Below are 25,885 nucleotides of genomic sequence, written 5' to 3'. Positions count from 1 at the left end.
TCGCTGGGTAGCTATGTGCGGAAGGGATAAGCGCTGAAAGCATCTAAGTGCGAAGCCCCCCTCAAGATGAGATTTCCGATGCGAAAGCAGTAAGACACCTTAAAGACGATGAGGTAGATAGGCTAGGAGTGGAAGTACAGCGATGTATGGAGCGGACTAGTACTAATCAGTCGAGCACTTGACCAAAAGCAAAGAGGTTTTTGTTAGGAATATATTCAGTTTTGAGTGTAAAAGCTCAAAAAGAGTACGGTGGCGATAGCAAGAAGGATACACCTGTTCCCATGCCGAACACAGAAGTTAAGCTTCTTAACGCCGAGAGTAGTTGGTGGGAAACTGCCTGCGAGGGTAGGCAGTCGCCGTGCTCTTTTTTAATATTCCGGCTTAGCTCAGTTGGTAGAGCACCTGACTGTTAATCAGGTTGTCGTCAGTTCGAGTCTGACAGCCGGAGTAGGAAGTTAAGGAAAGAAAGGGGAGAGACATTGTCTCTTCCTTTTTTCTTTTGTAAAAATTAAATTTTTTATTAATTTAGTCTTTTTTTAAGGCTTGTAATTTGTTATACTTTCATTGTTATGTTTGGCTTTAATGCCTGTACATCAAGGGTTAAAGGTGTATGTGCATATTTTTAATTATAATATTTAAATATGGTCTGAACGATTTGGGGAAATCACAGACTTTTATTTTAAAACTAATTAAGAAAACGCTAACACATTTTTACACCGACTAAAATAAGGGGGAAGTATTTATGGTTGGAATCGTTCTAGCCAGTCACGGTGGATTCGCAGATGGAATCTTTCAATCGGCTGAAATGATTTTTGGACCTCAACAAAATTTGGCTCACGTTATTTTAAAGCCAGATGAAGGTCCTGATGACATTCATAAAAAAATGGAAGATGCTGTAGCATCTTTTGATGATCAAGAACAAGTTCTTTTCATCGTAGACCTATGGGGTGGTACTCCATTTAACCAAGCAAATGATTTAGTAGGTAAGCATAAAGATACTTGGGCAATTGTTTCAGGTATGAACTTGCCTATGGTTATTGAAGCTTTGGGGCAAAGATTGGGTAACGATAACGCCCAAGAAATTGCTAAAGGGATTGTAAAACCTGGTAAAGATGGTATTAAAACTATTCCAGAAGATTTAATGCCAAAAGAAGCTCCAAAACAAGAAACTAAAACAGAAGAAAAGAAACAACCTAAGGGTGCAATCGCACCAGGTACCGTTTTAGGTGATGGGCATATCAAGCATGTTTTAGCTCGTGTTGATACTCGTTTATTGCATGGACAAGTTGCCACTGGTTGGACAAAAACAACTAATCCAAACCGGATTATTGTTGTTTCTGATAAGGTTTCAAAAGATAATTTGCGTAAAAACATGATTAAACAAGCTGCGCCAGCTGGTGTACATGCTCATGTTGTTCCAATTAAGAAGATGGTTGAAGTTGAAAACGATCCTCGTTTTGGAGATACACGCGCACTTTTGTTGTTTGAAACTGTTGAAGACGCATTAGCTGCAGTTAAAGCAGGCGTTCCATTAAAAGAAATTAACTTAGGATCATCAGCTTATAAGGATGGAAAAGTTAATGTAACCAAGGCTCTTTCATTTAATCAAGAAGATATTGATGCAATTAAAGAACTTGAAAAAATGGGCGTTAAGTTTGATGTTCGTGGTGTTCCTGGAGATAAACCTGCAAATATCAACGAACTTTTAGACAAAGCTGAAAAACTTTTAGCTGAAAAGAAAAACTAGGGGGATTAATAAATGAATGGTATTCAAATGATCCTTGTAATATTAGTTGCCTTTATTGTTGGGTGTTCTAGTGTTATGGATCAAATGGAAACTTACCAACCATTAGTAGCTTGTTCACTTATTGGATTGGTAACTGGACACTTGGAATTAGGTGTTATGCTAGGTGGTCAATTGCAGTTTATCGCAATGGGCTGGGCTAACGTTGGTGCTGCAATGGCACCAGATGCTTCATTGGCTGGTATTGCAGCTGCTATCATCTTGATTGAAGGTGGTCAAGGGGAAGCTGGTATCGGTACTGCCATGGGTATTGCCGTTCCATTAGCCGTAGCTGGTTTATTCTTAACTATGTTAGTACGTACTCTTACTGTTGGTATTGCTCACATCATGGATAGAAAAGCTGAAGAAGCTAACTATAGATCTATTGAAAGATGGCAATTCATCGGTTTGTCATTACAAGGTTTACGTGTTGCTATTCCAGCTGCTTTATTATTAGCTATTCCAGCTAACTTGGTTCGTCAAGGTTTGGAATCTATGCCAGCATGGTTAACTCAAGGTATGACCATTGGTGGTGGTATGGTTGTTGCTGTAGGTTACGCAATGGTTATCAACATGATGGCTAGTCGCGAAGTATGGCCATTCTTCTTCCTTGGATTTGCACTTGCTGCACTTCACGAATTAACTCTTATCAGTTTAGGTATTATCGGTGTTGTTTTAGCTATTCTTTACTTATCTCTTGAAGGTAAAGGCGGTAATGGCTCAAGTAACGGTGGTTCAAGCAGTGATACTGGTGATCCACTTGGTGATATCTTGGATGATTATTAATAGAGAGCAAGGAGAGGTGTAAAATGGCTGATAAAAAAGTTACTTTATCAAAAAGCGATAGAAGAAAAGTTTTATTACGTTCTTACTTTCTTTTAGCATCATTCAACTATGAAAGAATGCAGAACGGTGGGGTTGTTTTCTCAATGATCCCAGCAATCAAGAAGTTATATAAGAACAAAGAAGATCGTGCTGCTGCATTAAAGCGTCACTTAGAGTTCTTTAACACTCACCCATTCATGGCAAACCCAATCTTCGGTGTTACTTTGGCACTTGAAGAAGACCGTGCCAACGGTGCTCAAATTGACGACGCTGCAATTTCTGGTGTTAAGGTTGGTATGATGGGACCTTTAGCCGGTGTTGGTGACCCTGTCTTTTGGTTCACTATGAGACCTATTTTGGCTGCCATGGGTGCTGCATTAGCCGTTTCTGGTAACGTATTAGGACCAATTTTGTTCTACGTTATCTGGAACATTATGGCATGGGCAGTTAAGTGGTATGGCCAAGAATTTGGTTACCGTGCTGGTACTAAGATTACTGACGACGCTTCAGGTGGTTTATTACAAAAAGTTACCCGTGGAGCTTCAATGATGGGTATGTTCGTTATCGGTGCCTTGATTCAACGTTGGGTAACGATTAACTTTACTCCAGTTATTTCTAAAGTTAAATTACAAAGTGCTCAATACATTCATTGGGACAAATTACCTAGTGGTATTAACGGCGTAAAAGAAGCTTTGTTACAATACAATTTAGGTAATGGTAAAGCATTAACTCCTTACAAGGAAACTACTCTTCAAAGCAACTTAGATCAATTGATTCCAGGTTTAGCTGCATTACTTTTAACTTTCTTATGTATGTGGTTATTGAAGAAGAAAGTTTCACCAATCGTTATTATCATTGGTATATTCGTGGTAGGTGTTCTTGCTCACGTAGCTGGATTACTTTAATTATTAAGAAAAAAGCCTCACTGCTAGATGAGACTTTTTTTGTATAAAGGAAGGAGGTTTTGAGATGGTTAAATCTATGAATACCAAGGTTGAACTGGTAACAAGTGCAACATATTTCGTTGGATTAAGTTCAAATGGAAAAATAATGATTGGTGATAAGGCATTCGAATATTATGATGATCGTAATCCAAATAATTATGTTCAAATTCCTTGGAGCGAAATAGATAAAGCTATCGCAGCAGTTTACTTTAATAAGTGGATACCTCGTTTTATTATTAGAACAAAGAAAAATGGACAGTTTAGATTTTCTGCCAAAAATAATAAAGAAGTTTTACGAGCTGTGAGAAATCATATTCCAGCAGATGATATAGTCCGGTCTTTAACATTTTTCCAGGGCATTCGTCGGGGACTTAAGAATATTTTTACTAGAAATAAATAATCACGAAAGTTACATAACGCTTAAAAATCATTTTAAGTATTATGTAACTTTTTTTGTTTTACCTAAAGATAGGGCTTTTCAACACGGAATGGCTGTATTAAAATATCTGTAATATTGTCAATTTTTTTAAGATATTATCTATACAGGAGTACTAGAAATTTATGAGAAATAAAAAGTCTGTACCACAATTGAAACGATCCATGACTGCTGGTCAAATGGAGATGATTTCACTTGGAGGTGCAATCGGTGTAGGACTTTTTATGGGATCGACCTCAACCATTAAGTGGACTGGCCCATCCGTCTTATTAGCTTATATGTTTGTTGGGTTGATTCTGTATATTGTTATGCGAGCATTAGGAGAAATGCTCTATGTAAACCCAGGCACAGGATCCTTTGCGGATTATGCAACTGAATATGTTCACCCATTAGCAGGATATTTAGCTGAATGGGCAAATGTATTTGAATATATCGTTGTTGGAATGTCTGAAGTAGTTGCTGCAACTGAATATTTGAAATTTTGGTGGCCAAATGTGAATGCATTTTGGTCTGGAATAATCATTATTATCTTTTTACTTTTAGCAAATCTGGCTAGTGCTAAAGCGTATGCTTCTTTGGAATTTTGGTTTGCGATGATTAAGGTAATTACGATTATTATCATGATTATCTTAGGTTTTGCAATAATCTTGTTTGGATTTGGTAATCATGGTCATCCAATTGGCTTTAGCAACTTGTGGAGTCATGGTGGATTTTTTACCGGCGGTGTAAAAGGATTCTTTTTCTCAATGTCCATTATTGTAGGTTCATATGAAGGAATTGAGCTGTTAGGAATTTCAGCTGGAGAAGTAGCTAACCCGCAACAAGCTATTGTCAAAAGTGTTAAGTCAGTTCTTTGGCGTATTTTGATTTTCTACGTCGGGGCAATTTTTGTAATTGTGACAATTTATCCATGGGACCAATTAAGTAATCTCGGTTCACCATTTGTTACGACATTTGCTAAGGTAGGGATTACTGCCGCTGCGAGTGTGATCAACTTTGTTGTCTTAACTGCTGCCTTGTCAGGGGCTAATTCGGGAATCTATTCGTCTAGTCGCATGCTCTTTAAGCTAGCGCATGATGGAGAAGCTCCAAAGATATTTGGTCATATTTCAAAAAGAATCGTACCTAGTCGGGCAATTATGGGAATATCAGGTGGTATTTTAATCGGTTTTATTTTAAACATGATTGCTGCGACAATTAATAAGTCGACTCAAGATCTATTTGTTGTGGTATTTTCATCCTCAGTTTTACCGGGGATGATTCCATGGTTTGTAATCTTACTTGCAGAATTACGTTTTCGTCGCAATAATCCAGATTTGTTAGAAAAGCATCCGTTTAAATTACCGCTTTATCCATATTCCAATTATTTTGCTTTCATTATGTTAGTAGTAATTGTAATATTTATGTTAATTAATTCAGAAACGAGAATTTCTGTATTAGTTGGTGCTGCAGTGTTGATTGTAGCGACCTTGGTTTATATTGTTCGTCACAGAAAAACAAGCAAAGGAGAGATAGAAGATGGAGAATAAATCTAGCGCTCCCAAACTCAAGCGTTCTATGACTGCGCGCCAAATGGAAATGATCTCACTTGGTGGTGCAATTGGGGTAGGACTTTTTATGGGGTCTACTTCAACAATTAAATGGACTGGGCCGTCAGTATTATTAGCTTATATATTTGTTGGTCTAATCTTGTATATTGTTATGCGGGCCTTAGGGGAAATGCTCTATGTGAACCCTAGCACCGGCTCATTTGCAGATTATGCGACAGAGTATATTTCGCCGTTAGCGGGATATTTGGCTGAATGGGCAGCTGTATTTCAATATATCGTAGTTGGTATCTCTGAAGTAGTAGCTGCGACAGAGTATCTTCGGTTTTGGTGGCCGAATGTAAATGCATTTTGGTCTGGGATAATCATTATTATCTTTTTACTTTTAGCAAACCTTGTAAGTGCTAAAGCTTATGGTGCCTTGGAATTTTGGTTTGCCATGATTAAAGTAGTGACGATTATTTTGATGATTATTTTAGGGCTTTTGGTAATTGTCTTAGGGGTAGGTAATCATGGAGTGCCGCTTGGCTTTAGTAATTTATGGAGTCATGGCGGATTTTTCACTAATGGAGCGAAGGGCTTTTTCTTTTCAATGGCCATTATCGTTGGTTCATATGAAGGAATAGAATTAATTGGAATTTCAGCTGGAGAAGTAGCTAATCCGCAAGAAGCCATTGTCAAAAGTGTTAAGTCAGTCCTTTGGCGTATCTTGATTTTCTACGTTGGAGCAATTTTTGTAATTGTGACAATTTATCCATGGGATCAATTAAGTAATATTGGCTCGCCATTTGTAGAAACTTTTACAAAAGTGGGAATTACTGCAGCTGCTGGAATTATTAACTTCGTTGTTTTAACTGCTGCTTTATCTGGGGCTAATTCAGGAATTTATTCGTCTAGTCGCATGCTCTTTAAATTGGCTCATGATGGAGAAGCACCAAAAACCTTCGGAAATATTTCTAAAAGAATTGTTCCTAATCATGCAATCATTGGGATTACGAGCGGAATTTTAATCGGCTTCATTTTAAACTTTATCGTTTCGATGCTTAACAAGAGTATGGGAGAATTATTTGTTATTGTTTATAGTTCTTCTGTTTTACCAGGAATGGTTGCTTGGTTTGTAATTTTGATTGCGGAACTGAAATTTAGAAAACATAATCCAGAATTAATGGAAAAACATCCATTTAAATTGCCACTATATCCATACTCAAACTATTTTGCATTTATCATGCTGGTAGTTATTGTGATTTTTATGTTTATCAATCCAGAAACACGGGTCTCAGTATCTGTTGGAGCAGGTGTTTTAATTGTGGCAACGATCGTTTATTTGGTTCGTCATCGTAAAAAATAGTTTTTCAGATAAAATACTCTCTTTTTCTTACTTGTAGTAAGTGACGTTTTCTTGTATAGTAGTTATATATGAAAACAAGGAGGAATTATTATGGTAAAACCACTTATTGGAATTTCAGGTTCAGTAATTATTGATGATGGTGGAATTTTTCCAGGTTATCGTCGTAGTTATGTAAACGAAGACTATGTAGACTCTGTAGTTCAAAATGGTGGAATTCCTTATATTATTCCTTTTAACCAAGACAAGGAAGTCATTAAACAGCAATTAGATCATGTTCAAGGATTGATTCTTTCAGGAGGTCACGATGTAGATCCGCATAATTACGGACAAGAACCTGAACAAAAATTGGGTGATATCTGGACCGAACGTGATGAATTTGATATGGAATTGCTAAAGTTAGCTGAACAAAAGCATATTCCGGTGCTGGGAATCTGTCGAGGGATGCAGATTATTAATGTAGCTCATGGCGGAAGCTTATATCAAGATTTGAGCTATCGTAAAGAAAAGACATTGAAACATTCTCAAAATCAAACTCCAACTTTACTTACTCATACAGTTGAAACTGTAAGTGGGAGTAAAATTCAAGAATTGTTAGGTAAAGAAAAGCTGCAGACTAATTCTTTCCACCACCAATTAATAGATGAGGTTGCTAGTGACTTTAAAGTTGCGGCACGTTGTGTAGATGGAGTGGTCGAAGCAATTGAGAATGAAGATGCATCTGTTATTGCAGTACAATGGCATCCGGAGATGCTGCATCGGGTGGTTTCTTATCAAAATAATCTCTTCAAATATATTATTGATAAGGCCAACTAAGAATAAGAGGGGAAAGCTAATAAATGAGTAAAAGTGAAAATGATAAGCTAGGATTTTGGTCTATTGTTTTACTAGCTATCAATGCTATTATCGGATCCGGAATCTTTTTAACACCAGGAAGTGTAGTTCAACAAGCCGGCTCCAAAGCTTTGGTTGTGTATTTTATTGCTGCTTTAATTGCATCAGTATTGGCTATAAGTTTTGCTGCAGCTGCTAAATATGTGACTAAATCCGGAGCAGCTTATGCATACTCTAAAGCTGCCTTTGGAAATAATGTCGGATTTTACATGGGAATTTTGCGTTACTTCTCAGCAAGTGTAGCTTGGGGAGTAATGGCTGTCGGAGTTATTAAGTCGACTATTTCTATCTTCGGAGGAAATCCGAATAATAATTGGAATGTTACTTGGGGCTTTTTGATTTTAATGGCTGTGATTACGATCATCAATTTATTTGGTCAAAAAGTCTTGAAATACGTAATGAATTTGGCTACTATTGGTAAACTAGCAGCCTTAGTCTTAATTATTGTAGCTGGGGTAATTTTATTAATTACTACTGGCGCTTCTAGCAATCTTAATGAAGTTGACCAAATTACTCAAAATGGTCAAAAGATCGTCCCAGCTTTGACGATAACTGGTTTTGTAATGGCTATTGTTTCAGCTTTTTATGCATTTACAGGTTTTGAATCTGTAGCATCAGGTTCTGAAGATATGAAAGATCCTGAAAAGAACTTGCCACGTGCAATTCCACTAGCCATTTTAGTTATTGCGATTGTTTATATCGGTGTAGTTGCTGTAGCCATGATTCTTAATCCACGAGCTTTAATGACTACTAAGCAAGTTGTTGCTATTGCAGCAATTTTCCAAAATGAAATCTTACGTGATGTGATTTTGGTCGGAGCACTTGTTTCAATGTTTGGTATCAATGTCGCTTCAAGTTTTAACGCTCCTCGTATTTTGGAAGCCATGGCTCGTGAGAACCAGTTATCTAAGGCACTCACCAAGAGAACAAAGAATAATTTTCCAATTAGAACCTTCTTTATTTCAGTTGGGTTGGCAATCTTAATTCCAATGGCATTTGAATATAATATGGTTAACTTGATTACTTTAAGTGCCATGGTTCGTTTCTTGGGATTCATTGTTGTACCACTTGCCGTAATTCAATTCTTCCGCGGCAAGAGTAAAGAACAAGTCTTAGATGCTCCCAAAAATGTTTGGACAGACGTTGTGGCACCGGTTATTTCAATTATCTTAGTAATTTTCTTATTAGTTGAATATAACTGGCGTGCTCAGTTTGGAATTATGAATGCTAAGGGCGAATTTATCGGAATAAATTGGTATGCAATTGCCATGATGATTTTTGGTTTTATAATTTTACCAGCAATCATGTTCCTCATTTCTAAAAAAGATCGTCAAAAAAATAATTAATTAAAAAGCACCTTGCTGCTCGGATTAGACCGACGGTAAGATGCTTTTTTACTATAAATAAAAAGGCGTAGCAATCAAGCTACACCTTAGAATTATAAAATTTCAATATGATCTTGAGCACATTTTTCAAGCATATCATCAGGCCAAATACTTGCTTGAACTTCACCAATATGTGCTTTGCCTAACAAGAGCATGCATAGGCGTGATTGACCGATTCCTCCGCCGATGGAGAATGGTAGCTCATGGCTAAGAACCATCTTGTGAAATGGCAGTTCTAGTCTTTCACTTACTCCAGCCTTTTCGACCTGACTACGCAAACTTTCAGCACTGACACGAATCCCCATTGAAGAAATTTCAATCTTGCTGTTTAAGGGCTCATACCAAAATACTAAATCACCGTTTAGTTGCCAGTCATCATAATCAGGAGCACGACCGTCGTGTGGCTTGCCACTGCGCTTTAATTTATCTCCAATTTTCATAATGAAGACAGCTTTTTCTTCTTTTGCGATCCGATCTTCACGTTCATCAGGACTAAGATCAGGCCAGCGATCCTCAAGCTCTTGGGTAGTTATAAATGAAACGTGATCAGCAATGCGGTAAGTTGAACCTGGATAGCGAGCAGCAACTAATTTTTCGGTTTCTTTGATAGCTTTAAAAATTTGGGTTACAGTAACTTGAAGATAGTCTAAATTGCGATCTTGCTCAGAAATAACCTTTTCCCAGTCCCATTGATCAACGTAGATTGAGTGAAAGTTATCTAAATCTTCATCACGTCTAATGGCGTTCATGTTGGTATACAAGCCTTCATGCATCCCAAAGCCATATTTTTTGAGAGCAAGGCGCTTCCATTTAGCTAAAGAGTGAACGACTTCAATTGGGTTATCTGGCATTGCCTTCATATCAAAAGCAACTGGTCGCTCAATACCATTAAGATTGTCGTTTAATCCAGTATTTTTTTCGACAAACATAGGAGCAGACATTCTTTGGACGTTTAGAATGCTAGCAAGTTTATCTTGAAAAGTTTCGCGGATAAAAACAATTGCTGCTTCGGTATCACGAATGTTTAATGATGGACGGTAGTCTTTAGGTAATATAAGTTCCATAATTTTTCCTTCTTTAATGTAGATTTAGAAGTAAAGAAAAAGCCCTTCGCTTCTGAAATGTTCAGGACGAAAGGCTTTTTTCCGCGGTACCACCTAAATTGTCTAGTTATCTTCTAGACCAACTTATAGAATACAATCATATTCTACCGATGAGATAACGTATCGGAGACGGCAGCACTTAGTTTAAAGAAGATTTATTTCAGTGTGCGGCGAGAAAAAGTGTTTTTCAATAAACTAGGGTCTGTTAACTTCTCACTAGCGTTAACTCACTGAAAGAATAGTTTATTTACTCGTCTTTTACATAGCCTTTAAAAGTTCAAATTAATTATTGATTATATTAAAACTTATTTAGAGAAATATTGCAAGAATTAATTTGAATTTTTTGTTAATATGTACAAGGAAGAAATTAAGGAGAAACATAATGTCGAAAAAAAGATTGTGGACCTGTTTAGCCGCATTAGCCTGTGTGTTTTGGGGAATATCAGGATTATTTGCACGTGGATTGTTTAATATTAGTAGCCAAATTACGCCAATTTGGATCTCTCAGGTGCGAATGATTGTAAGTGGGGTAATTTTATTAGTTTTTGCCCAATTCACTGGTAAAAAGCCTTTAAAAACCGTAACTAATAAAAAGGATGCAATTACGGTCTTTTCGTATGGATTGTTAGGCTTATTACCCGTGCAATATTGTTACTTTGTGGTTGTTCAGCAAGCAAATGCTTCAATTGCGACAATTTTACAATTTGTGGGGCCTTTTTTCGTAATGCTTTACATGGTTTTATTTGAACATCAAGTGTTACGCGCAATTGATGTTATTGCAGCGATTGTCGCTTTCATTGGAGTCTTTTTCTTGGCCACCCATGGCCACTTTAATCAGCTGTCACTTTCGCCAAGTGTCTTATTTTGGGGATTTTTGTCAGCAGTAGGTGTTGCTACTAATACTTTAATTCCGCGCCGCTTGCTTGATCATACATCAAGTTTAGTAGTAACGGGGTGGGGATTATTATCTGCCGGGATAGCTTTGTTAATAGTTCATCCAGTTTGGCCACATTTACCTAATAATATGAATATCTTCTGGCTAATGGCTGGGGTAATTGTGATTGGAACCTTGATTCCATTCCAATGGATGATGGGATCACTGCGCTATATCCAGCCATCTACAGCCAGCTTACTTGATGCATTTGAACCAGTGTCAGCTACGATTGGGTCAGTAATTGTTTTTAATTTAGTTATGGTACCAATTGATTGGGTGGGTTCAGTAATGATTATTTTGGCTGTTTTAGCTCTTAACTGGCAGCCTAAAAAAAAGAAAGATAAATCAACCTCAATGCAGGAATAGAGGATTAAAAAATGTTAGTGCTTGTATTTGTTAATATTATTATCTGTTTACTAGTTGCATATCTTTGTTTGAGAGCGTTCAGTTTTGATTTCAGTATCTGGACTGTCGGGATCAATTTTATGATCTGTGGCGCCGTTTTAGCATTGAGTGCATTGGGAGTAAGAAATGATTTTGATGAAAACTCAATTTTGACGTTTTTAGCTACAATCATGTTAATCATCGGCGCAGTGTTATTCATTGCGGCTTTGATTTTACATGTACCGAAGAAGTTTGATAGGAATAATTTTGGAAATCTTGGCGTTATATTAACGTTTTCAGGGATTATTGTGATGGTCATTTTATGGCATCGGCCGCTTATTTGGACACAAGCTATAATTCCAGAAATTGCGGTGATAGTTGGTATTGTATTACTAGTGAAAAATCGTATGAAGAGATAAAATTTTGAGTAAATAAAAATGCTGAAGCTCGAATTGAAGTGAGTTTCAGCATTTTTTATTTATGATTTATTAGTTCCAAGTATCTTCTTGCATGATCCATTGATTGCCGCCAAGGTTATACCAACGGTCACCATTGCCTAAAACTTTAAATACTTTCCAGTTGCTGTTTTTAGGAAGAACGCGACCAGTTGAGATGCCGGAGTTAGGGTCGGAGTAAACTTTAGCACCTTTAGGATTGGTAATTTTAGTAGTAAATCTTGAATCAATAGTATAACGAGCAATTCCTTCGGGATTATTACTTGTTAAGTATTGACCAGAAACCCATTGATTACCACCTAAGTTGTACCAAACAGTACCGTTAACATTAGCAACTTTGAAGTACTTCCAAGAAGTGCCATGTTTCAAATATTTCCCTGCAATTGCATTCTTACCTGGTTGTGACCAAACTGCAATTCCGTAACCTGGTTTGTAGTGAACAGTTACAGTACCAGTTGCAGCTTTAATATCTGAAGAATCAGTATTATTAGTAGAGGAAGTAGTGTTCTTAGAAGCATTTGAGCCATCTACATCACTAGCTAATACCCATTGGTTACCACCAAGGTTGTACCAAGTAGTACCATTTACGTTAGCTTGCTTGAATGCCTTCCAACGTGAGTCGTTAGATAATACACGACTAGTCTTAGCATCAGTTGCTGGTTTGCTGTAAACTACAGCACCTTTAGCATTTTGAACTTTAACGATCTTGTCAATAGAAACAGCCTCGAGCTTAGAGGTGTCTTTTGAAGTGTTGGATTTTTCAGTATCTTTCTTAGTATCAGCAGGTTTAGTTTCTTTAGTAGTAGTATTCTTAGAAGCTAAATCACTAGCTAATACGAATTGATTACCACCTAAGTTGTACCAAGTTGAACCATTTTCAACGCGGTAGAAGGACTTCCAGTTAGAACCTTTGGCTAAGACACGCTTAGTTTTAGCTGAAGCATTAGGTGCTGAGTAAACAGGAGCTCCGTTATTGCCAGCAGTTACGATTTCTTCAGCATAAGTAGTCTTGCTTTCAGTCTTAGCTGGAGTCTTAGTAGTAGTCTTGTTGGTGGATGAAGTAGTTGTGGTCTTAGCTGGAGCAGTAGCTTCAGTCTTTACGTATGAGCCATCAATCCAGCCGGAGTTGTCAGCTAATAAGTACCAAGTATGGCCGTTGACTACTTGGCTTCCAGCTACCTTAGTAGTGGTTTGGCCGCCAACGAATTTACCAGTAGTCTTGCCATTTGGAGCAGTCCATACAGCGATACCAGCGTTAGCGTTGTAATTAATAGTGACATCTTGAGCTTTTGGTTGGTAGGTTTGAGTAATTGCGCTTTGAGCAGAAGTAGTATCAGCAGCTTTAACTGGGGTTGCTACGGCTGTCAATGCTAATGCACAAAGACCAACGCCAAGAGCGAGAGATTTTTTTGAGTTCATAATTTACATTCTTCCTTATCGTTAATACATATATAAATTCATTGTTAGTGTACTCTTATTAGAGAAAATTGCAATATACAATTAAAGTTATTTTAAAAAATCTTTCCAAAATTTACTTATTTTAAATATCTTTAATGATTTAAAAAGTTAGAGGTTATGAAACGGGGAGTGGAATAAATAAAGAGCAGAACAACCTGCTCTTATTTTGATAGTAAGACTAATATTTAACTATATTATTAGCCCCAAGTATCTTCTTGCATGATCCATTGATTGCCGCCAAGGTTGTACCAACGATCACCGTTATTTAAAACTTCAAAAGTCTTCCAGCGACTTGCGGCAGGTAATACGTGTCCGGTAGTAACGCCTGAGTTTGGATCAGAATAAATTTTTGCACCTTTTGGATTAGTGATTTTAACTATTGATTTGTAATCAAAGGCATATTTAGCTACACCATAAGGATTATCGCTGGTAGTATATTGCGCAGATACCCATTGATTACCACCTAAGTTGTACCACAATAATCCGCCAACATTAGCAGTTTGAAAATACTTCCAGGAAGTGCCATGCTTCAAATATTTACCTGGAATTACGCCTTTACCAGGTTGGGACCAAACTGCAATTCCATAGCCAGGTTTATAGTGAACTTTTACTACACCAGTAGCATTTTTGCTTCCATAGTAATAAGTGCCTGTAGGATTAGAAGACTCGGTATACTTGGTCTGCTGACTGTTAATCCATTGATTTTTACCAACGTTGAACCATTTCACACCATTTACAGTAGTATAGCCGAGAACCTTCCAGTTTGAATAAACTGGTAAGACTCTTTGAGTTGGATTTTGGCCAGGTGCTGAATAAATACGAGCGCCCTCACTGGTGAGTATATTAGCAATTCCATTACTTTTGGTAAAAGAACTTGTTGTATCGCTAGCAGCATTGACTATGTTTGGAGCAGTCGCATCAAGAGAAAGTACAGCTAATCCTGCGGCTAATAACTTTGTATATTTCATAAATTGACCTCCTGAACTATTCCAGATCTCACCCTTTATTGTATAGCGTATAGTAATAAATACAAGCTGAATTAACTAATTATTCACCTTTACCCCATTGAGTGTATTTCTTAGGGAATCGGACTTATTTAGCGTTGGTGTTTGTGGTTTCAGTGAATACGGAAGAAGCTGAAGCATTAAATGCGGATAACGCCATTAAAGTGGCACCTGAGATACCAATGAACTTGTTAGTTATTTTCATATGTTATACCTTTCTTAATTCAATTGATTTAAACTGTTGGATTGATTTACATATGTTAAAGTAGAAGGTGAGTACATAAAGGAATAATTATGTCCGATGGCAGGTAGACCGCCACCTACTACAATTAGACCACCGCCCCAAATAAAACCTAGTAAGATTAGAATTTTTTTCATATATTAAGACACCTCATGTATAATAGTGATTTTAAAAAAATAAGAAAACAAGAAAAGATAACTATAACTGATGCTTCAAAAGGAATAATTTCTACAGCTTCTTTATCAAGATGGGAAAATGGTAAGGGAGATATTCCGTTGAGTAAATTCATTCAACTATTAAAAAGAATAAATATTTCACCAAGTGATTTTTTTGAACTAGTTGGTAATATTAATGTAGAACAACCAAAATATGTTGAAGAGGTATCGAATTATTATTTAACAAATGATATCTCTTCGCTATATCGACTGTTTTTGAGACATATATCCCTTTATCACAGAGATAGTAAAATAAATGAGCTTGTTAAAGCAGCTATTGCTGCTAACTTTTATTACGATCTGAGTGGAAAAAATCCGATGGATGAAGTAGATATTGCAGATCTTTTTAATTTCTTCTCGCAGATAAATAAGTGGAACTATAGAGACTTGATGAATTTTGGAAACACCTGTTTACTCTTTCCTCCGGAAAAGGTCTATGCCATATCTAGCATATTTATTTTGAGCTTTTCAAAAATTACTCAGAATAGTGTTGAGCTTGCTTCCTATTTTGTAAATACAATACTCAATATTTTCTTAATACTGATTAGAACTGATACTAAATTAGCCCAAAAACTAGATAAAAACATAGATTCCATTTGGAATGATCGTTTTTCCAGTGATTCATTGATTAGAAAAAATTATTTTGAAGCTTTATTAGAATTTAGGGTTACAGGTAATAACAAATCTGTTTTCAAACTTCTTGATGGACTAAAAAAATTGGGTTTGAATCAACTTTATGAAGACCTATTTCAAGAATATGAAAAGCTGAACTAATATTTGCTTTTCATAATGTTAGAATACTCTCTAATACTTTTCTGTAAATTTAAAATTTACATATATGAAAATAAATTATATAAAAAGACTAGCCACTTCAAAATGACGTAGCTAGTCTTTTAGCGCACCTTATTCAGCTTACTATGGCGGTATCCATAAACAAAGTAGATCAATAATCCTAGAGCAAACCAAATTCCAGCAAAGATATAGGTCTTAACATGCAAGAAGCACATCATCCCTATACAAGCTAGACCCGAAAGAATCGGAATAAATGGATATAGTGGAACGCGGAAGTTTCCTTCGGGGATGTCTTTGCGCTTGCGTAATAAAATTACGCCGAATGATACAAAGGTGAAGGCAAGTAATGTCCCAATGGATACTAAGCTGGTTAATTCATCTAAGGAGAATAAACCTCCCATTAAGGCAATGATGAGCGTTACAATCCATAAGGCATTTTCAGGTAAGCCACTTTTATCGATTTTTCCTAAAAAGCTTGGTAGTAAGCCGTCACGTCCGATAGAGTAAATCAGTCTTGAAGATGAATAGATCATGGATAACATCATCGTACTCATTCCGACAATTGCACCGATTGAAAGTAAGTCTGCAATCCATCCCTGATTTACTAACTTAAGGGCATAAGCTACTGGATTGGCTACGTTCAATTGCTTGTAATTGACCATACCAGTTAAAACTACAGATACACCCATATATAAAACTGCAGCGATGACCAAAGTTCCAATGATACCAATCGGCATATTCTTTTTAGGATTCTTAACTTCAGCAGCTGATGACGATACTACGTCAAATCCTAAAAAGGCGAAAAAGACGGTTGTTGCTCCGTGCAATACTCCGTTTGCACCAAAGGGGGTAAATGGCTGATAGTTCTTAGGTTTGATAAAGAACAAGCCTACACCAATAAAGATAAAGATAATTGCAATCTTAATAATTACGGCTGCGTTGTTGAACTTCATCGATGATTTCATTCCGCGAGAAAGCAGCACTGCGATTAACACAACACTGATAACTGCCCAGATATTGATGTAAGTGCCGTGGGCCGGATCATAAGGCCCTTCTAAAAAGTGGGGGATATGTAGTCCAAAACTATTAATCAGCGAATTAAAGTAAGCTGCCCATCCCGATGACACTGCCGCAACTGAAAGCATATATTCAAGCACTAATGCCCATCCCAAGATCCAGCCAATTACTTCGCCATATAAGATATTTCCGTATGAATAAGCGCTTCCTGCAACTGGGATGCTTGAAGATAATTCCGCATAACACATACTACATAGCGCACACACTGCGGCGGCTACGATGAATGATAAGGTAACGCCGGGGCCTGCTTCAGTAGCAGCTACCGTTCCAGGTAAAATGAAAATCCCCGTTCCAATAACTGCGCCGATTCCTAATGTTAATAAGTCAAAAGCCCCTAGCGTTTTAACAAAGTGCTTATCAGTACCCAAATAACGCTGGAGGCTTTCTTTTCTAAACAGATTTAACTTCATTATTTGTTCGTTCCTCATGTCGTGTCAAAATCATTTCTACAATGGCATTGGCAACGTTGACGTTTTTTAATAATGGCCCGTGAGAATAAGAACCAATCATATTCTTGTAGCGTAAACCTTCTTGCTTATCTTGAGGGTTGTTGCCGTATCCTTCGATCATTTCTCCAAATGGGTGAAGTTTATTAGTGTCATCAAAATAAGTCTGGCCTGAGTGATTTTCAAAAGCTTTCACTTCACCCCATTCAGTCATATAGCGAGTGTCTCCGATCATTCGCTTATCAGCTTTAAAGACTGTATGCAGTGGCAAAATATCCAATCCTTTAATTGTAACGCCAGAATTGGTTTTATAATATGAGCCCATTAACTGATAGCCACCGCAGATACAAAGCATAGGATTACCAGCATTAATATATCTTTCGATTGTATCTTTATGACGTGGCAAGTCTTTAGCAACTACAGTCTGTTCGAAGTCTTGACCGCCGCCGAAAAAGACAAAGTCATAGTCGTTTGCATCAAATTCATCATCTAAAGAGATATTATCAACTTCGGTTTGATAGCCTTTTTTTGCTAATAAATATTTTAAGACTTTAACATCCCCAGAATCTCCATAGGTATTCATCAAGTCTTCATAAAGGTAAGCAATTTTAATTAATTTATCTGCCATACGTATCTTCCTTACTATTGTTCATGATAAAAGTATAACCCAAAATAGGGATGGCACTCAAAAATTGAAAAATACTAAAATTAATGTAATTTTCGCATATATGAAGAGTTTTAACAAGTACAAAAAAGCCATTACTTGCGTAATGGCTAAAAATTTAATTTTTCATTTCTTCTTGAGCTTTTAAGTGGTTGATTGGACCCCATTTTGAACCGACATTGATTGGATGAGAAATTGCTTCGTAGGTAAAATCTTTTGCAGTCTTTACTGCATCTTCGATTTTAGCTCCCTTAGCAAGTTCAGCTGCAATAACTGCTGACAAGGTATCGCCAGTTCCATTTACACGGTCAGTCTTAAAGTAAGGTTTGGTGAACCATTTTTCACTACTATCTGCTAATAACAAGTAGTCTTTTACTTCTTGACTTGAGCCATCATGCTTACCTTTAATTAAAACGTTGCTTGCTCCCATATTTTGAAGCATTTGTGCACCGCGTTTAATTTCTTCGTCGTCTTTTAATTCTAAACCAGTTAATTTTTGTGCTTCAAAAAAGTTAGGGGTAATGATAGTGGCTAGTGGTAATAATTCATCCAAAAAGGCTTGATAAGCATCATCGGATAATAAAGTTGCCCCATGCTTAGTAATGATAACTGGATCAAGCACTACATTTGGCCACTGTGTCTTTTTTAATTCTTCAGCTACCACATGGATGATCTCTTTATTAGCTAGCATCCCTGTTTTAACGGCTTTAATCTTAAAGTCTTCGTCTAAAACTTCGAATTGTTTTTTAATGAAATCAACAGGCATTATTTCTTGAGCAAAAATCCCTTGGGAGTTACCAGCTACCGCAGCAGTTAAAATTCCCATTCCATAGACATTGCGTGCATAAAAGGCATGCAAATCTGCTGGCATGCCAGCACTACCATCGCTGTCATTACCAGCAATTGTCACTGCTTCAATATGTTCTTCAGTCATAATTCGACTCCTTCCAACTAGCTTTTTGCTATGTAAACATTATAAGATTAACATGAATGATGTTTAAATAAAATGCTTTCTTGTATAGCTTATTTAAAGATTTAGTCCAAAATAAGATAATTATGTATATATAATAGAAGAAAAGAGAAAAAAGATGCAGCAATTTATTATGGCACTGGATGAAGGGACCACTTCGACACGGGCGATTATTTTTGATCATCAGGGTCAAAAAATCACTGAAGCCCAGAGTGAATTTCCCCAGTATTTTCCTCATCCTGGTTGGGTAGAACATAATGCAGATGAAATTTGGAATGCGGTCCAGTCAACAATAGCCCAAGCTTTTATTAATTCGCATATTCGTCCTGAACAGGTGATTTCGATTGGGATAACTAATCAGCGTGAAACCACAGTTATTTGGGATAAAAAAACTGGCGAACCAATCTATAATGCAATTGTCTGGCAGTCGCGTCAAACCAATGAGTTAGCCGACCAGATGATTAATGAAGGTTTAGGCGAAATGATTCGTCAAAAAACCGGCCTAATTATTGATCCTTATTTTTCAGCAACCAAGATTCGCTGGATCTTAGATCATGTACCTCATGCTCAAAAGCGCGCTGAAAAAGGTGAACTTTTATTTGGAACAATTGATTCTTGGCTTATTTGGAAATTAACAAACGGCCGCGTTCATGCGACCGACTTTACTAATGCTTGCCGGACAATGCTTTTTAATATTCATACATTATCGTGGGATGAAGATATTTTACGCATTTTAAATATTCCCAAAGTTATTTTGCCTGAAGTAAAGTCTAATTCAGAAATATATGGCTATACAATTCCTTATCACTTTTTTGGTGGAACTGTTCCAATTAGTGGAGTTGCTGGCGACCAACAAGCAGCACTGATTGGACAGTTGGCTTTAGAGCCTGGCATGGTGAAAAATACCTATGGTACAGGGTCTTTTATTGTGATGAATACGGGGCAAAATCCTACAGATTCTAATCATAACTTATTAACTACAATTGCATACGCTCTAAATGGTACAGTGAATTACGCTTTGGAGGGATCTGTCTTTGTGGCTGGCAGTGCTATTCAGTGGTTACGCGATTCGATGCGCTTTTTTAAAGATGCAAAAGATTCAGAAAAATACGCCCAGCGTTCAAAATCTAACAACGAAGTCTATGTTGTGCCTGCTTTTACTGGGTTAGGTGCTCCTTATTGGGATGCACAAGCTCGCGGCGCAATATTTGGCTTAACTCGCGGCAGTAATCGCGATGATTTAATTAAGGCAACACTGCAATCGCTAGCTTATCAAACCCGTGATGTTGTAGATACAATGGAAAAAGATTCCGGAATTCAAATTAAAGCCTTGCGAGTAGACGGTGGTGCTTCTAATAATGACTATTTGATGCAATTTCAAGCTGATATTTTGAATACTCCAATTGAAAGAGCCAAAATCTTAGAAACTACTAGTTTAGGAGCAGCTTTTTTAGCAGGACTTGCAACTGGGTATTGGCAAGATTTAGAAGAGATCAAACATGTCTTTAAAATAGGAAAATACTTTGAACCAAAAATGAGTCACCAGCAAAGATCTGACCTATATGAAGGTTGGCAGATGGCGGTACGTGCAACCCAGCTTTTTAAACATAAATAAGCTACAATGAAGTTGGAATATTAATTTGAAGTAGGTGAGTTTATGACACATCAGCGTTTAATTACTTTAGATGGTACTGTTAACTTTCGTGATATTGGTGGCTATGAAAACAATCATGGTCAAAAAGTTAGATGGAATAAAATTTATCGCTCAGATTCTTTGAGCTCTCTTACCCCTGAAGATCAGGAAAAGCTAGAGCAGATGAAGATAACGGTTGATTGCGATTTGCGTTCGAGCAATGAACAAGATATGGCACCTGACCGCTTATGGAAAAATGCTCAATTCGTAGATTGTCATGTCTATAGTGAAGATCGCAGTGGCAATTTTGTAGACGAAAAGCGGCCCTTATATAAATTCTTCCACCATATTCCTGAGATGGACTCATATTTAGGTCAGATTTATCAAGATGTAATCTTAAGTCCCGCAAGTCAGAGAGCTTTTAGTCGAGTTTTTGCTGAGTTGTTAACTTTGCCGCAAGATCAAGCGCTAGTTTATCATTGCAGTGCTGGAAAAGATCGCACTGGGATGATGAGTGCACTTATTTTAACGGGATTAGGCGTCGATGATCGAACCATTGCTAAAGATTATTTATTAACTAATGAATTGTATAGCTTTGGCTTAAAAAAGCAGATGCCAAGTGATTCCGAGATGCTGCAAATGGTTAATCAGATGAATGTTACTCAAGGCGAAGGGACCGCAATTAAAGGCGTCACTGCGACAATCAACGAGGGTTTTGGTAGTTTTGAAAATTACTTTACTAAAATATTGGGCTTTACCAAACAAGACTTAGTAGATTTAAAAAAATTATATTTAATATAAATGCTCTAGCAACAAGTAGTCATGTGGTAGTATGATTAATCGTATAGAATATTATTTTTAAATCTATGTGAGGTAAAGATTGTGCCAACACTTTCTGATGTAGCTAAAGAAGCTAATGTATCTAAAATGACTGTTTCTCGAGTAATTAACCATCCCCAGCAAGTCACTCCTGAACTAAGAAAGCTAGTTTTGGAGGCAATGCATCGATTAGATTATCATCCTAATTCGGCAGCTAGTGCTTTAGCTAGCAAAAGAACTAACGTCATCAAGTTTGTGATTTTAGAAAATATCGATACAACTGAGCCATATTATATGAATCTACTTTTTGGGATCGCTCAGGGACTACAATCACAACACTTTTCTTTACAATTGGTGCGCACAGCTAGCGATGTGGAAAAGGGTAACTGTGATGGCTATATTATTACTGGCGCTCGGGCGACGGATTCTGCTTGGCTAGATAAGCTTGAAAAGCCGTTTGTCTTGTTTGGCGAAAACCGTTATGGTTATGATTTTATTGATACCGATAACAAGCTTGGCGATCAACTTGCAACCCAATATGCGATAGATCGTAACTATCAGTCAATTATTTTTATTGGTATTGATGAAAAAGAACCATTTGAATATTCTCGTGAAGCTGGCTATATCAATACTCTTCAAAAATATAAAAAGATACCACGTATCTTTAGAGTAGCCAACCATAGCCGCAAAGCTCAAAGTTTTATTTGCGAAAATTGGAGTAAGTTTGCACCTGATACTTGTTTTATTTGCGCAAGCGATCGAATTGCTGTGGGCGTTGTCCGCGCAATTCAAGAAAAAGGTGGAAAAATACCTAAAGATTTTGGTGTAATTGGTTTTGATGGCGTATTTTTAGATCAAGTTTCAAATCCTAAGTTAACAACAATCAAACAACCAATCTTTAAATTAGGTGAATCTCTAGCAATGATGATTTTGCAAAAAGTGGCTCAAGATGGTGCACAGCAAGGCGAAGTTCTCATGCCGCCAGATTTAATTAAAAGAGAAAGTACTAGATAAAGATAAGTCCAAGAATTTCTTGGGCTTTTTTGATACCGGTAACAGTTGATAGTTTGTTGAAACCGCTTTAGATGTGCCGCTAAAATTAACTTATGGAGGAAAAATTATGACACATTGGTATGATAAAGCGGTTATTTATCAAATTTATCCCAAGTCTTTTCAAGACTCTAATGGGGATGGAATAGGTGATCTTAACGGTATTAGACAACGCATTCCTTATTTGAAAGAACTCGGAATTAATGCAGTTTGGCTTAACCCAGTTTTTGTTTCACCTCAAGTAGATAACGGCTATGATGTTTCAAATTATTTTGCAGTAGATCCTCATATGGGAACTATGGCAGATATGGATAACTTAATACAAGATTTACATCAAGCAGGCATTAAAGTAATCATGGACTTTGTTTTGAATCACACTTCTGATCAACACCCTTGGTTTCAAGATGCTATAAAAAATCCGAACAGTATTTATCGTGATTACTATATTTTTGCTGGCAAAGATAATAAAAGACCAAATAATTGGGGCAGCTTTTTTGGCGGTAGTGTCTGGGAGCCGGATCCTGCAGGTACGGGCCAATCTTATTTCCACTTGTTTGATAAGAGAATGCCTGATTTAAATTGGAAGAATCCGGAAGTTCGTCATGCAATGCTAGAAATTGCAGAATATTGGTTAGAAAAAGGAATCGATGGACTGCGTTTAGATGCCTTTATTCATATTGCTAAAGCGGATCTGAGACAAAATTATCCGACAGCTGATAATAGTCAAAAGCCAGTAATTGCGGAAGGATTTTTTGCCAATTTGCCACAAGTTCAAGAATGGATGAGGCCATTTTGTGAAGAAATAAAAAAAGACTATCCTGATACCTTATTGTTAGGTGAGGCAGCTAGCGCTAGTGTGAATTTGGCAGTTGATTATACAAGTAAGAGAAATCACTTAATGGATAGTGTGATTACTTTTAGATACTTCACTGAAGATGATAGTAAAGTTGATAAGAGTTTTAGTGCTCAATACCAACCTAAAGAACTTGATTTTACTGCTTTTAAGCAAAACCAAGCCATTTGGCAGCAAACTTTAGCAGGTATTTCTCAACCAACCTTATATTGGAATAATCACGATATGGCACGTCTAGCAACTAGAGTTGCTCATAACCAAACCCAGGCACGTAGTCTAGCCATGTTGATGTATTTGCAGCGGGGAATCCCAGTTATCTATTATGGCGAAGAGTTAGGATTAAAGAATCTTGAATTTGATAATATCGATGACTTTAAAGATTTGACTGTACAAGATTTTGTCAAAAGCGCTAAAGCTGCAGGTAAGAGTCAAGCCCAAGCTTTCAAGATGGTGAGTCAGACTCATAAATTACCAGCACGTAATCCAATGCCGTGGACAACTGAAAAAAACTACGGCTTTAGTACTCATACACCTTGGTTAACAGGGAAAAAATTAGATCATGCAGACGTAGCTGATGAGATGCTTGATAGTCAAAGTATGTTTAATTTTTATAAAAAAATGCTGGAGCTTAAGAAAACCGACCTCTTTGAAGAAGGAAAGTACTATCTTTTAGCTACAGACAAAAACAGCTATGTTTACCAGCGTGACTATCAAGATCAAAGTGCATTAGTTGCCGTGAACTTAAGTGAAAAAGAGATCGAACTCAGCTTACCTGATGCTTATCATCAAGCTGACTTAGCAGCCGGCGAATATGAGATTAAAGAAAATAAATTGAAGCTCAGTCCTTACGCTGGAGTAGTTTTAGAAAAATAATTAAGTGATTTCAAGGAGAAAAATATGCAGTTAGCCGCATTACGCCATCAAACTGAGAGCGAAGATTGTTTTGCAATTGATCGCAGTCATCTGCGCCTTCGTTTTCACAGTGCAAAAAATGATGTAGCCAAAGTAATTGTTCATTATACGGATAATTATTTGCCAACAAAAACAGATGAAACAATTGAAATGAAAAAAATTGGAGTAGGTCAAGTTAGTGAGCACTGGGCTGTGACTTTAAAAGCTCCATATCACCGAGTTAAATATACTTTTGAAGTAATAGGAAATGACGGTGATCATAAAATTGTGGGTGATCGCGCAATTAGCGACTTTAGCAAAAAAGCTTTAAATTCGGATAGCTCTTACTTTAAGATGCCATATTTACATGAAATTGATATGGTTAAAACGCCAGAATGGGTTAAAGATACTGTCTGGTATCAAATCTTTCCAGAACGTTTTGCCAATGGCGATAAAAGTAATGACCCTATTAATACTAAACCATGGAATCCTGAAGATCATCCGACAAGAGAGGACTTTTATGGTGGAGACTTACAAGGGGTATTAGATCATTTAGACTATTTACAAAAGTTAGGGATTAATGGGATTTACTTTTGTCCGATATTTAAGGCAGCTTCTAACCACAAGTATGATACGATTGACTATTTACAAATTGATCCTGCTTTTGGTGATAAGGATCTGTTTGCAAAAGTGGTCAGTGAAGCGCATAAACGCGGTATTAAAGTCATGCTAGATGCTGTGTTTAACCATTTAGGTGATCAATCAATGCAGTGGCAAGATGTTGTTAAAAATGGTGAAAAGTCCCGCTTTAAAGACTGGTTCCACATTAATTCTTTCCCAGTAGAACCCTATCGTGATCCAAGTAAAGGACAAGGTCAACCACCTTATGAAACTTTTGCTTTTGAAAAGCATATGCCAAAACTTAATACAGCTAATAAGCAAGTGCAAGATTTCTTATTAGAGATTGCAACTTATTGGGTAAAGTATTTTGATATTGATGCTTGGCGCTTAGATGTAGCTAATGAAGTCGATCATCATTTCTGGAAGAGATTTCATGATGAATTAGTAAAAATCAAGCCAGATTTTTATATCGTAGGAGAAATTTGGCATTCAGCTCGTCCTTGGCTTAACGGAGACGAATTTACTGGTGTTATGAATTATCCTTACACTCTTCAAATCGAAGATCACTTCTTTGAGCACAAACAAACGTCTCAAGAATTAGTGGAACATTTGACTGATCAATTAATGCTTTATCGTGATATGACTAATCAAGCAATGATGGATATGCTTGATAGTCATGATACAGCACGGATTTTGTCAGTAGCTCATGGTAATCAAGATTTAGCACTCCAGGCGTTAGCTTTTATGTTTATGCAAACAGGCAGTCCATGTATTTATTATGGAACTGAAATGGGAATGAGCGGTAAGAATGATCCAGACTGCCGCAAGCCAATGGATTGGTCAAAAGAAGACACTCCAGTTTGGCAAAGAGTCCATGAGTTAATCGAATTTCGTCGTAAACATAGTGAAACTTTAGGACGAGGCAGTATCTTGTTATCTGTAACAAATGATGGATTAATTGAAGTAAAACGCCGTGGTAGCGAGGATTTGACGGCTTACTTCAATACTAGCAAAGAGAAAATTAAGCTGAGTGTTGACGATATTTTGAGCCAAAATTATGAAAATAGTTATCTTAAACCAGATGGTTTTGTGGTGACTAAAGCATAAAAACGTTGA

At 37.0% G+C, this 25,885-nt stretch carries 23 protein-coding genes, 1 tRNA gene, 2 rRNA genes and 1 other annotated feature; of the genes, 19 read left to right on the top strand and 7 right to left on the bottom strand.

The genetic code is table 11. The features are described from left to right. From Q0Y70_RS02660 to Q0Y70_RS02610, 11 genes are all read left to right on the top strand, one after another. Nucleotides 1-186, top strand: a 23S ribosomal RNA gene (locus tag Q0Y70_RS02660); the annotation flags it as partial. A 59-nt stretch (nucleotides 187-245) separates the two neighbouring features. Next, nucleotides 246-362 (top strand): 5S ribosomal RNA (gene rrf / locus Q0Y70_RS02655). 13 nt (nucleotides 363-375) lie between these two features. Beyond that, a tRNA-Asn gene (locus Q0Y70_RS02650) sits at nucleotides 376-448 on the top strand. 294 nt (nucleotides 449-742) lie between these two features. Continuing rightward, nucleotides 743-1,747, top strand: coding sequence for a PTS sugar transporter subunit IIB (locus Q0Y70_RS02645; RefSeq protein ID WP_297816192.1), 1,005 nt, complete (start codon nucleotides 743-745; stop codon nucleotides 1,745-1,747). A gap of 12 nt (nucleotides 1,748-1,759) precedes the next feature. Then, entirely contained in the window at nucleotides 1,760-2,569 is an 810-nt protein-coding gene (locus Q0Y70_RS02640; protein ID WP_297816190.1) for a PTS mannose/fructose/sorbose transporter subunit IIC, read from the top strand. 23 nt (nucleotides 2,570-2,592) lie between these two features. After that, nucleotides 2,593-3,513, top strand: a complete 921-nt coding sequence (locus Q0Y70_RS02635) for a PTS system mannose/fructose/sorbose family transporter subunit IID (RefSeq protein ID WP_297816188.1) — start codon at nucleotides 2,593-2,595, stop codon at nucleotides 3,511-3,513. 64 nt (nucleotides 3,514-3,577) lie between these two features. Further along, the gene (locus tag Q0Y70_RS02630; protein WP_297816186.1) at nucleotides 3,578-3,952 is read left to right on the top strand and encodes a DUF956 family protein; all 375 of its coding nucleotides are present in this window, start codon (nucleotides 3,578-3,580) and stop codon (nucleotides 3,950-3,952) included. 161 nt (nucleotides 3,953-4,113) lie between these two features. Then, nucleotides 4,114-5,517 carry an amino acid permease gene (locus tag Q0Y70_RS02625; protein WP_297816184.1) on the top strand — a complete coding sequence of 468 codons (1,404 nt, stop codon included), beginning with the start codon at nucleotides 4,114-4,116 and terminating at the stop codon, nucleotides 5,515-5,517. Beyond that, entirely contained in the window at nucleotides 5,507-6,883 is a 1,377-nt protein-coding gene (locus tag Q0Y70_RS02620) for an amino acid permease (protein ID WP_297816182.1), read from the top strand. The genes Q0Y70_RS02625 and Q0Y70_RS02620 overlap by 11 nt, the downstream gene beginning before the upstream one ends. A gap of 90 nt (nucleotides 6,884-6,973) precedes the next feature. Further along, entirely contained in the window at nucleotides 6,974-7,696 is a 723-nt protein-coding gene (locus Q0Y70_RS02615) for a gamma-glutamyl-gamma-aminobutyrate hydrolase family protein (protein WP_297816180.1), read from the top strand. Nucleotides 7,697-7,719: 23 nt separating this feature from the next. Further along, nucleotides 7,720-9,120 carry an APC family permease gene (locus Q0Y70_RS02610; protein ID WP_297816179.1) on the top strand — a complete coding sequence of 467 codons (1,401 nt, stop codon included), beginning with the start codon at nucleotides 7,720-7,722 and terminating at the stop codon, nucleotides 9,118-9,120. A gap of 92 nt (nucleotides 9,121-9,212) precedes the next feature. On the opposite strand, the gene asnA is transcribed toward Q0Y70_RS02610, so the two are convergent. Beyond that, nucleotides 9,213-10,223, bottom strand: a complete 1,011-nt coding sequence (asnA, locus tag Q0Y70_RS02605) for an aspartate--ammonia ligase (protein ID WP_297816177.1) — start codon at nucleotides 10,221-10,223, stop codon at nucleotides 9,213-9,215. A 59-nt stretch (nucleotides 10,224-10,282) separates the two neighbouring features. Then, nucleotides 10,283-10,535 (bottom strand) — a binding site (T-box leader). A gap of 109 nt (nucleotides 10,536-10,644) precedes the next feature. Here asnA and Q0Y70_RS02600 point away from each other — a divergent pair. Together Q0Y70_RS02600 and Q0Y70_RS02595 are read left to right on the top strand one after the other, a co-directional pair. Next, the gene (locus tag Q0Y70_RS02600; protein ID WP_297816175.1) at nucleotides 10,645-11,562 is read left to right on the top strand and encodes a DMT family transporter; all 918 of its coding nucleotides are present in this window, start codon (nucleotides 10,645-10,647) and stop codon (nucleotides 11,560-11,562) included. Nucleotides 11,563-11,573: 11 nt separating this feature from the next. Continuing rightward, complete coding sequence (locus tag Q0Y70_RS02595; protein WP_297816173.1) at nucleotides 11,574-11,999, top strand: hypothetical protein; 426 nt, start codon at nucleotides 11,574-11,576, stop codon at nucleotides 11,997-11,999. A gap of 69 nt (nucleotides 12,000-12,068) precedes the next feature. Here Q0Y70_RS02595 and Q0Y70_RS02590 read toward each other — a convergent pair whose 3' ends face one another. From Q0Y70_RS02590 to Q0Y70_RS02580, 3 genes are all read right to left on the bottom strand, one after another. Then, entirely contained in the window at nucleotides 12,069-13,454 is a 1,386-nt protein-coding gene (locus Q0Y70_RS02590) for an SLAP domain-containing protein (protein WP_297816171.1), read from the bottom strand. Between the two features lie 236 nt (nucleotides 13,455-13,690). Next, on the bottom strand, nucleotides 13,691-14,461 hold the full coding sequence (locus Q0Y70_RS02585) for an SLAP domain-containing protein (protein WP_297816169.1): 771 nt from the start codon (nucleotides 14,459-14,461) through the stop codon (nucleotides 13,691-13,693). Between the two features lie 255 nt (nucleotides 14,462-14,716). Then, nucleotides 14,717-14,875 carry a hypothetical protein gene (locus tag Q0Y70_RS02580; protein ID WP_297816167.1) on the bottom strand — a complete coding sequence of 53 codons (159 nt, stop codon included), beginning with the start codon at nucleotides 14,873-14,875 and terminating at the stop codon, nucleotides 14,717-14,719. A gap of 15 nt (nucleotides 14,876-14,890) precedes the next feature. Between Q0Y70_RS02580 and Q0Y70_RS02575 the strand changes: the two genes are divergently transcribed. Next, nucleotides 14,891-15,727 (top strand): Rgg/GadR/MutR family transcriptional regulator, encoded by an 837-nt coding sequence (locus Q0Y70_RS02575; protein WP_297816165.1) that lies wholly within the window; start codon nucleotides 14,891-14,893, stop codon nucleotides 15,725-15,727. 119 nt (nucleotides 15,728-15,846) lie between these two features. Here the strand turns inward: Q0Y70_RS02575 and Q0Y70_RS02570 are convergent, their stop codons facing one another. From Q0Y70_RS02570 to thiD, 3 genes are all read right to left on the bottom strand, one after another. Beyond that, nucleotides 15,847-17,232 (bottom strand): APC family permease, encoded by a 1,386-nt coding sequence (locus tag Q0Y70_RS02570; protein WP_297816163.1) that lies wholly within the window; start codon nucleotides 17,230-17,232, stop codon nucleotides 15,847-15,849. Then, complete coding sequence (locus Q0Y70_RS02565; protein WP_297816161.1) at nucleotides 17,213-17,896, bottom strand: type 1 glutamine amidotransferase; 684 nt, start codon at nucleotides 17,894-17,896, stop codon at nucleotides 17,213-17,215. Before Q0Y70_RS02565 ends, Q0Y70_RS02570 begins: the two co-directional genes overlap by 20 nt. Before the next feature lie 154 nt (nucleotides 17,897-18,050). Then, nucleotides 18,051-18,866: a bifunctional hydroxymethylpyrimidine kinase/phosphomethylpyrimidine kinase gene (gene thiD / locus Q0Y70_RS02560; RefSeq protein WP_297816159.1), complete on the bottom strand. Its 816-nt coding sequence runs from the start codon at nucleotides 18,864-18,866 to the stop codon at nucleotides 18,051-18,053. A 154-nt stretch (nucleotides 18,867-19,020) separates the two neighbouring features. Between thiD and glpK the strand changes: the two genes are divergently transcribed. From glpK to Q0Y70_RS02535, 5 genes are all read left to right on the top strand, one after another. Next, nucleotides 19,021-20,517: a glycerol kinase GlpK gene (gene glpK, locus Q0Y70_RS02555; protein WP_297816158.1), complete on the top strand. Its 1,497-nt coding sequence runs from the start codon at nucleotides 19,021-19,023 to the stop codon at nucleotides 20,515-20,517. A 42-nt stretch (nucleotides 20,518-20,559) separates the two neighbouring features. Then, nucleotides 20,560-21,336, top strand: coding sequence for a tyrosine-protein phosphatase (locus tag Q0Y70_RS02550; protein ID WP_297816156.1), 777 nt, complete (start codon nucleotides 20,560-20,562; stop codon nucleotides 21,334-21,336). 81 nt (nucleotides 21,337-21,417) lie between these two features. Continuing rightward, nucleotides 21,418-22,368, top strand: coding sequence for a LacI family DNA-binding transcriptional regulator (locus Q0Y70_RS02545; RefSeq protein ID WP_297816154.1), 951 nt, complete (start codon nucleotides 21,418-21,420; stop codon nucleotides 22,366-22,368). A 106-nt stretch (nucleotides 22,369-22,474) separates the two neighbouring features. Beyond that, the gene (locus Q0Y70_RS02540; protein ID WP_297816151.1) at nucleotides 22,475-24,130 is read left to right on the top strand and encodes an alpha-glucosidase; all 1,656 of its coding nucleotides are present in this window, start codon (nucleotides 22,475-22,477) and stop codon (nucleotides 24,128-24,130) included. Nucleotides 24,131-24,154: 24 nt separating this feature from the next. Beyond that, on the top strand, nucleotides 24,155-25,876 hold the full coding sequence (locus Q0Y70_RS02535) for a glycoside hydrolase family 13 protein (protein ID WP_297816150.1): 1,722 nt from the start codon (nucleotides 24,155-24,157) through the stop codon (nucleotides 25,874-25,876). The last annotated feature ends 9 nt before the right edge of the window (nucleotides 25,877-25,885 follow it).

The sequence above is a fragment of the uncultured Lactobacillus sp. genome, from assembly GCF_947367085.1.
Taxonomy (GTDB): domain Bacteria; phylum Bacillota; class Bacilli; order Lactobacillales; family Lactobacillaceae; genus Lactobacillus.
This window is presented reverse-complemented; position numbering and strand designations above follow the sequence as displayed.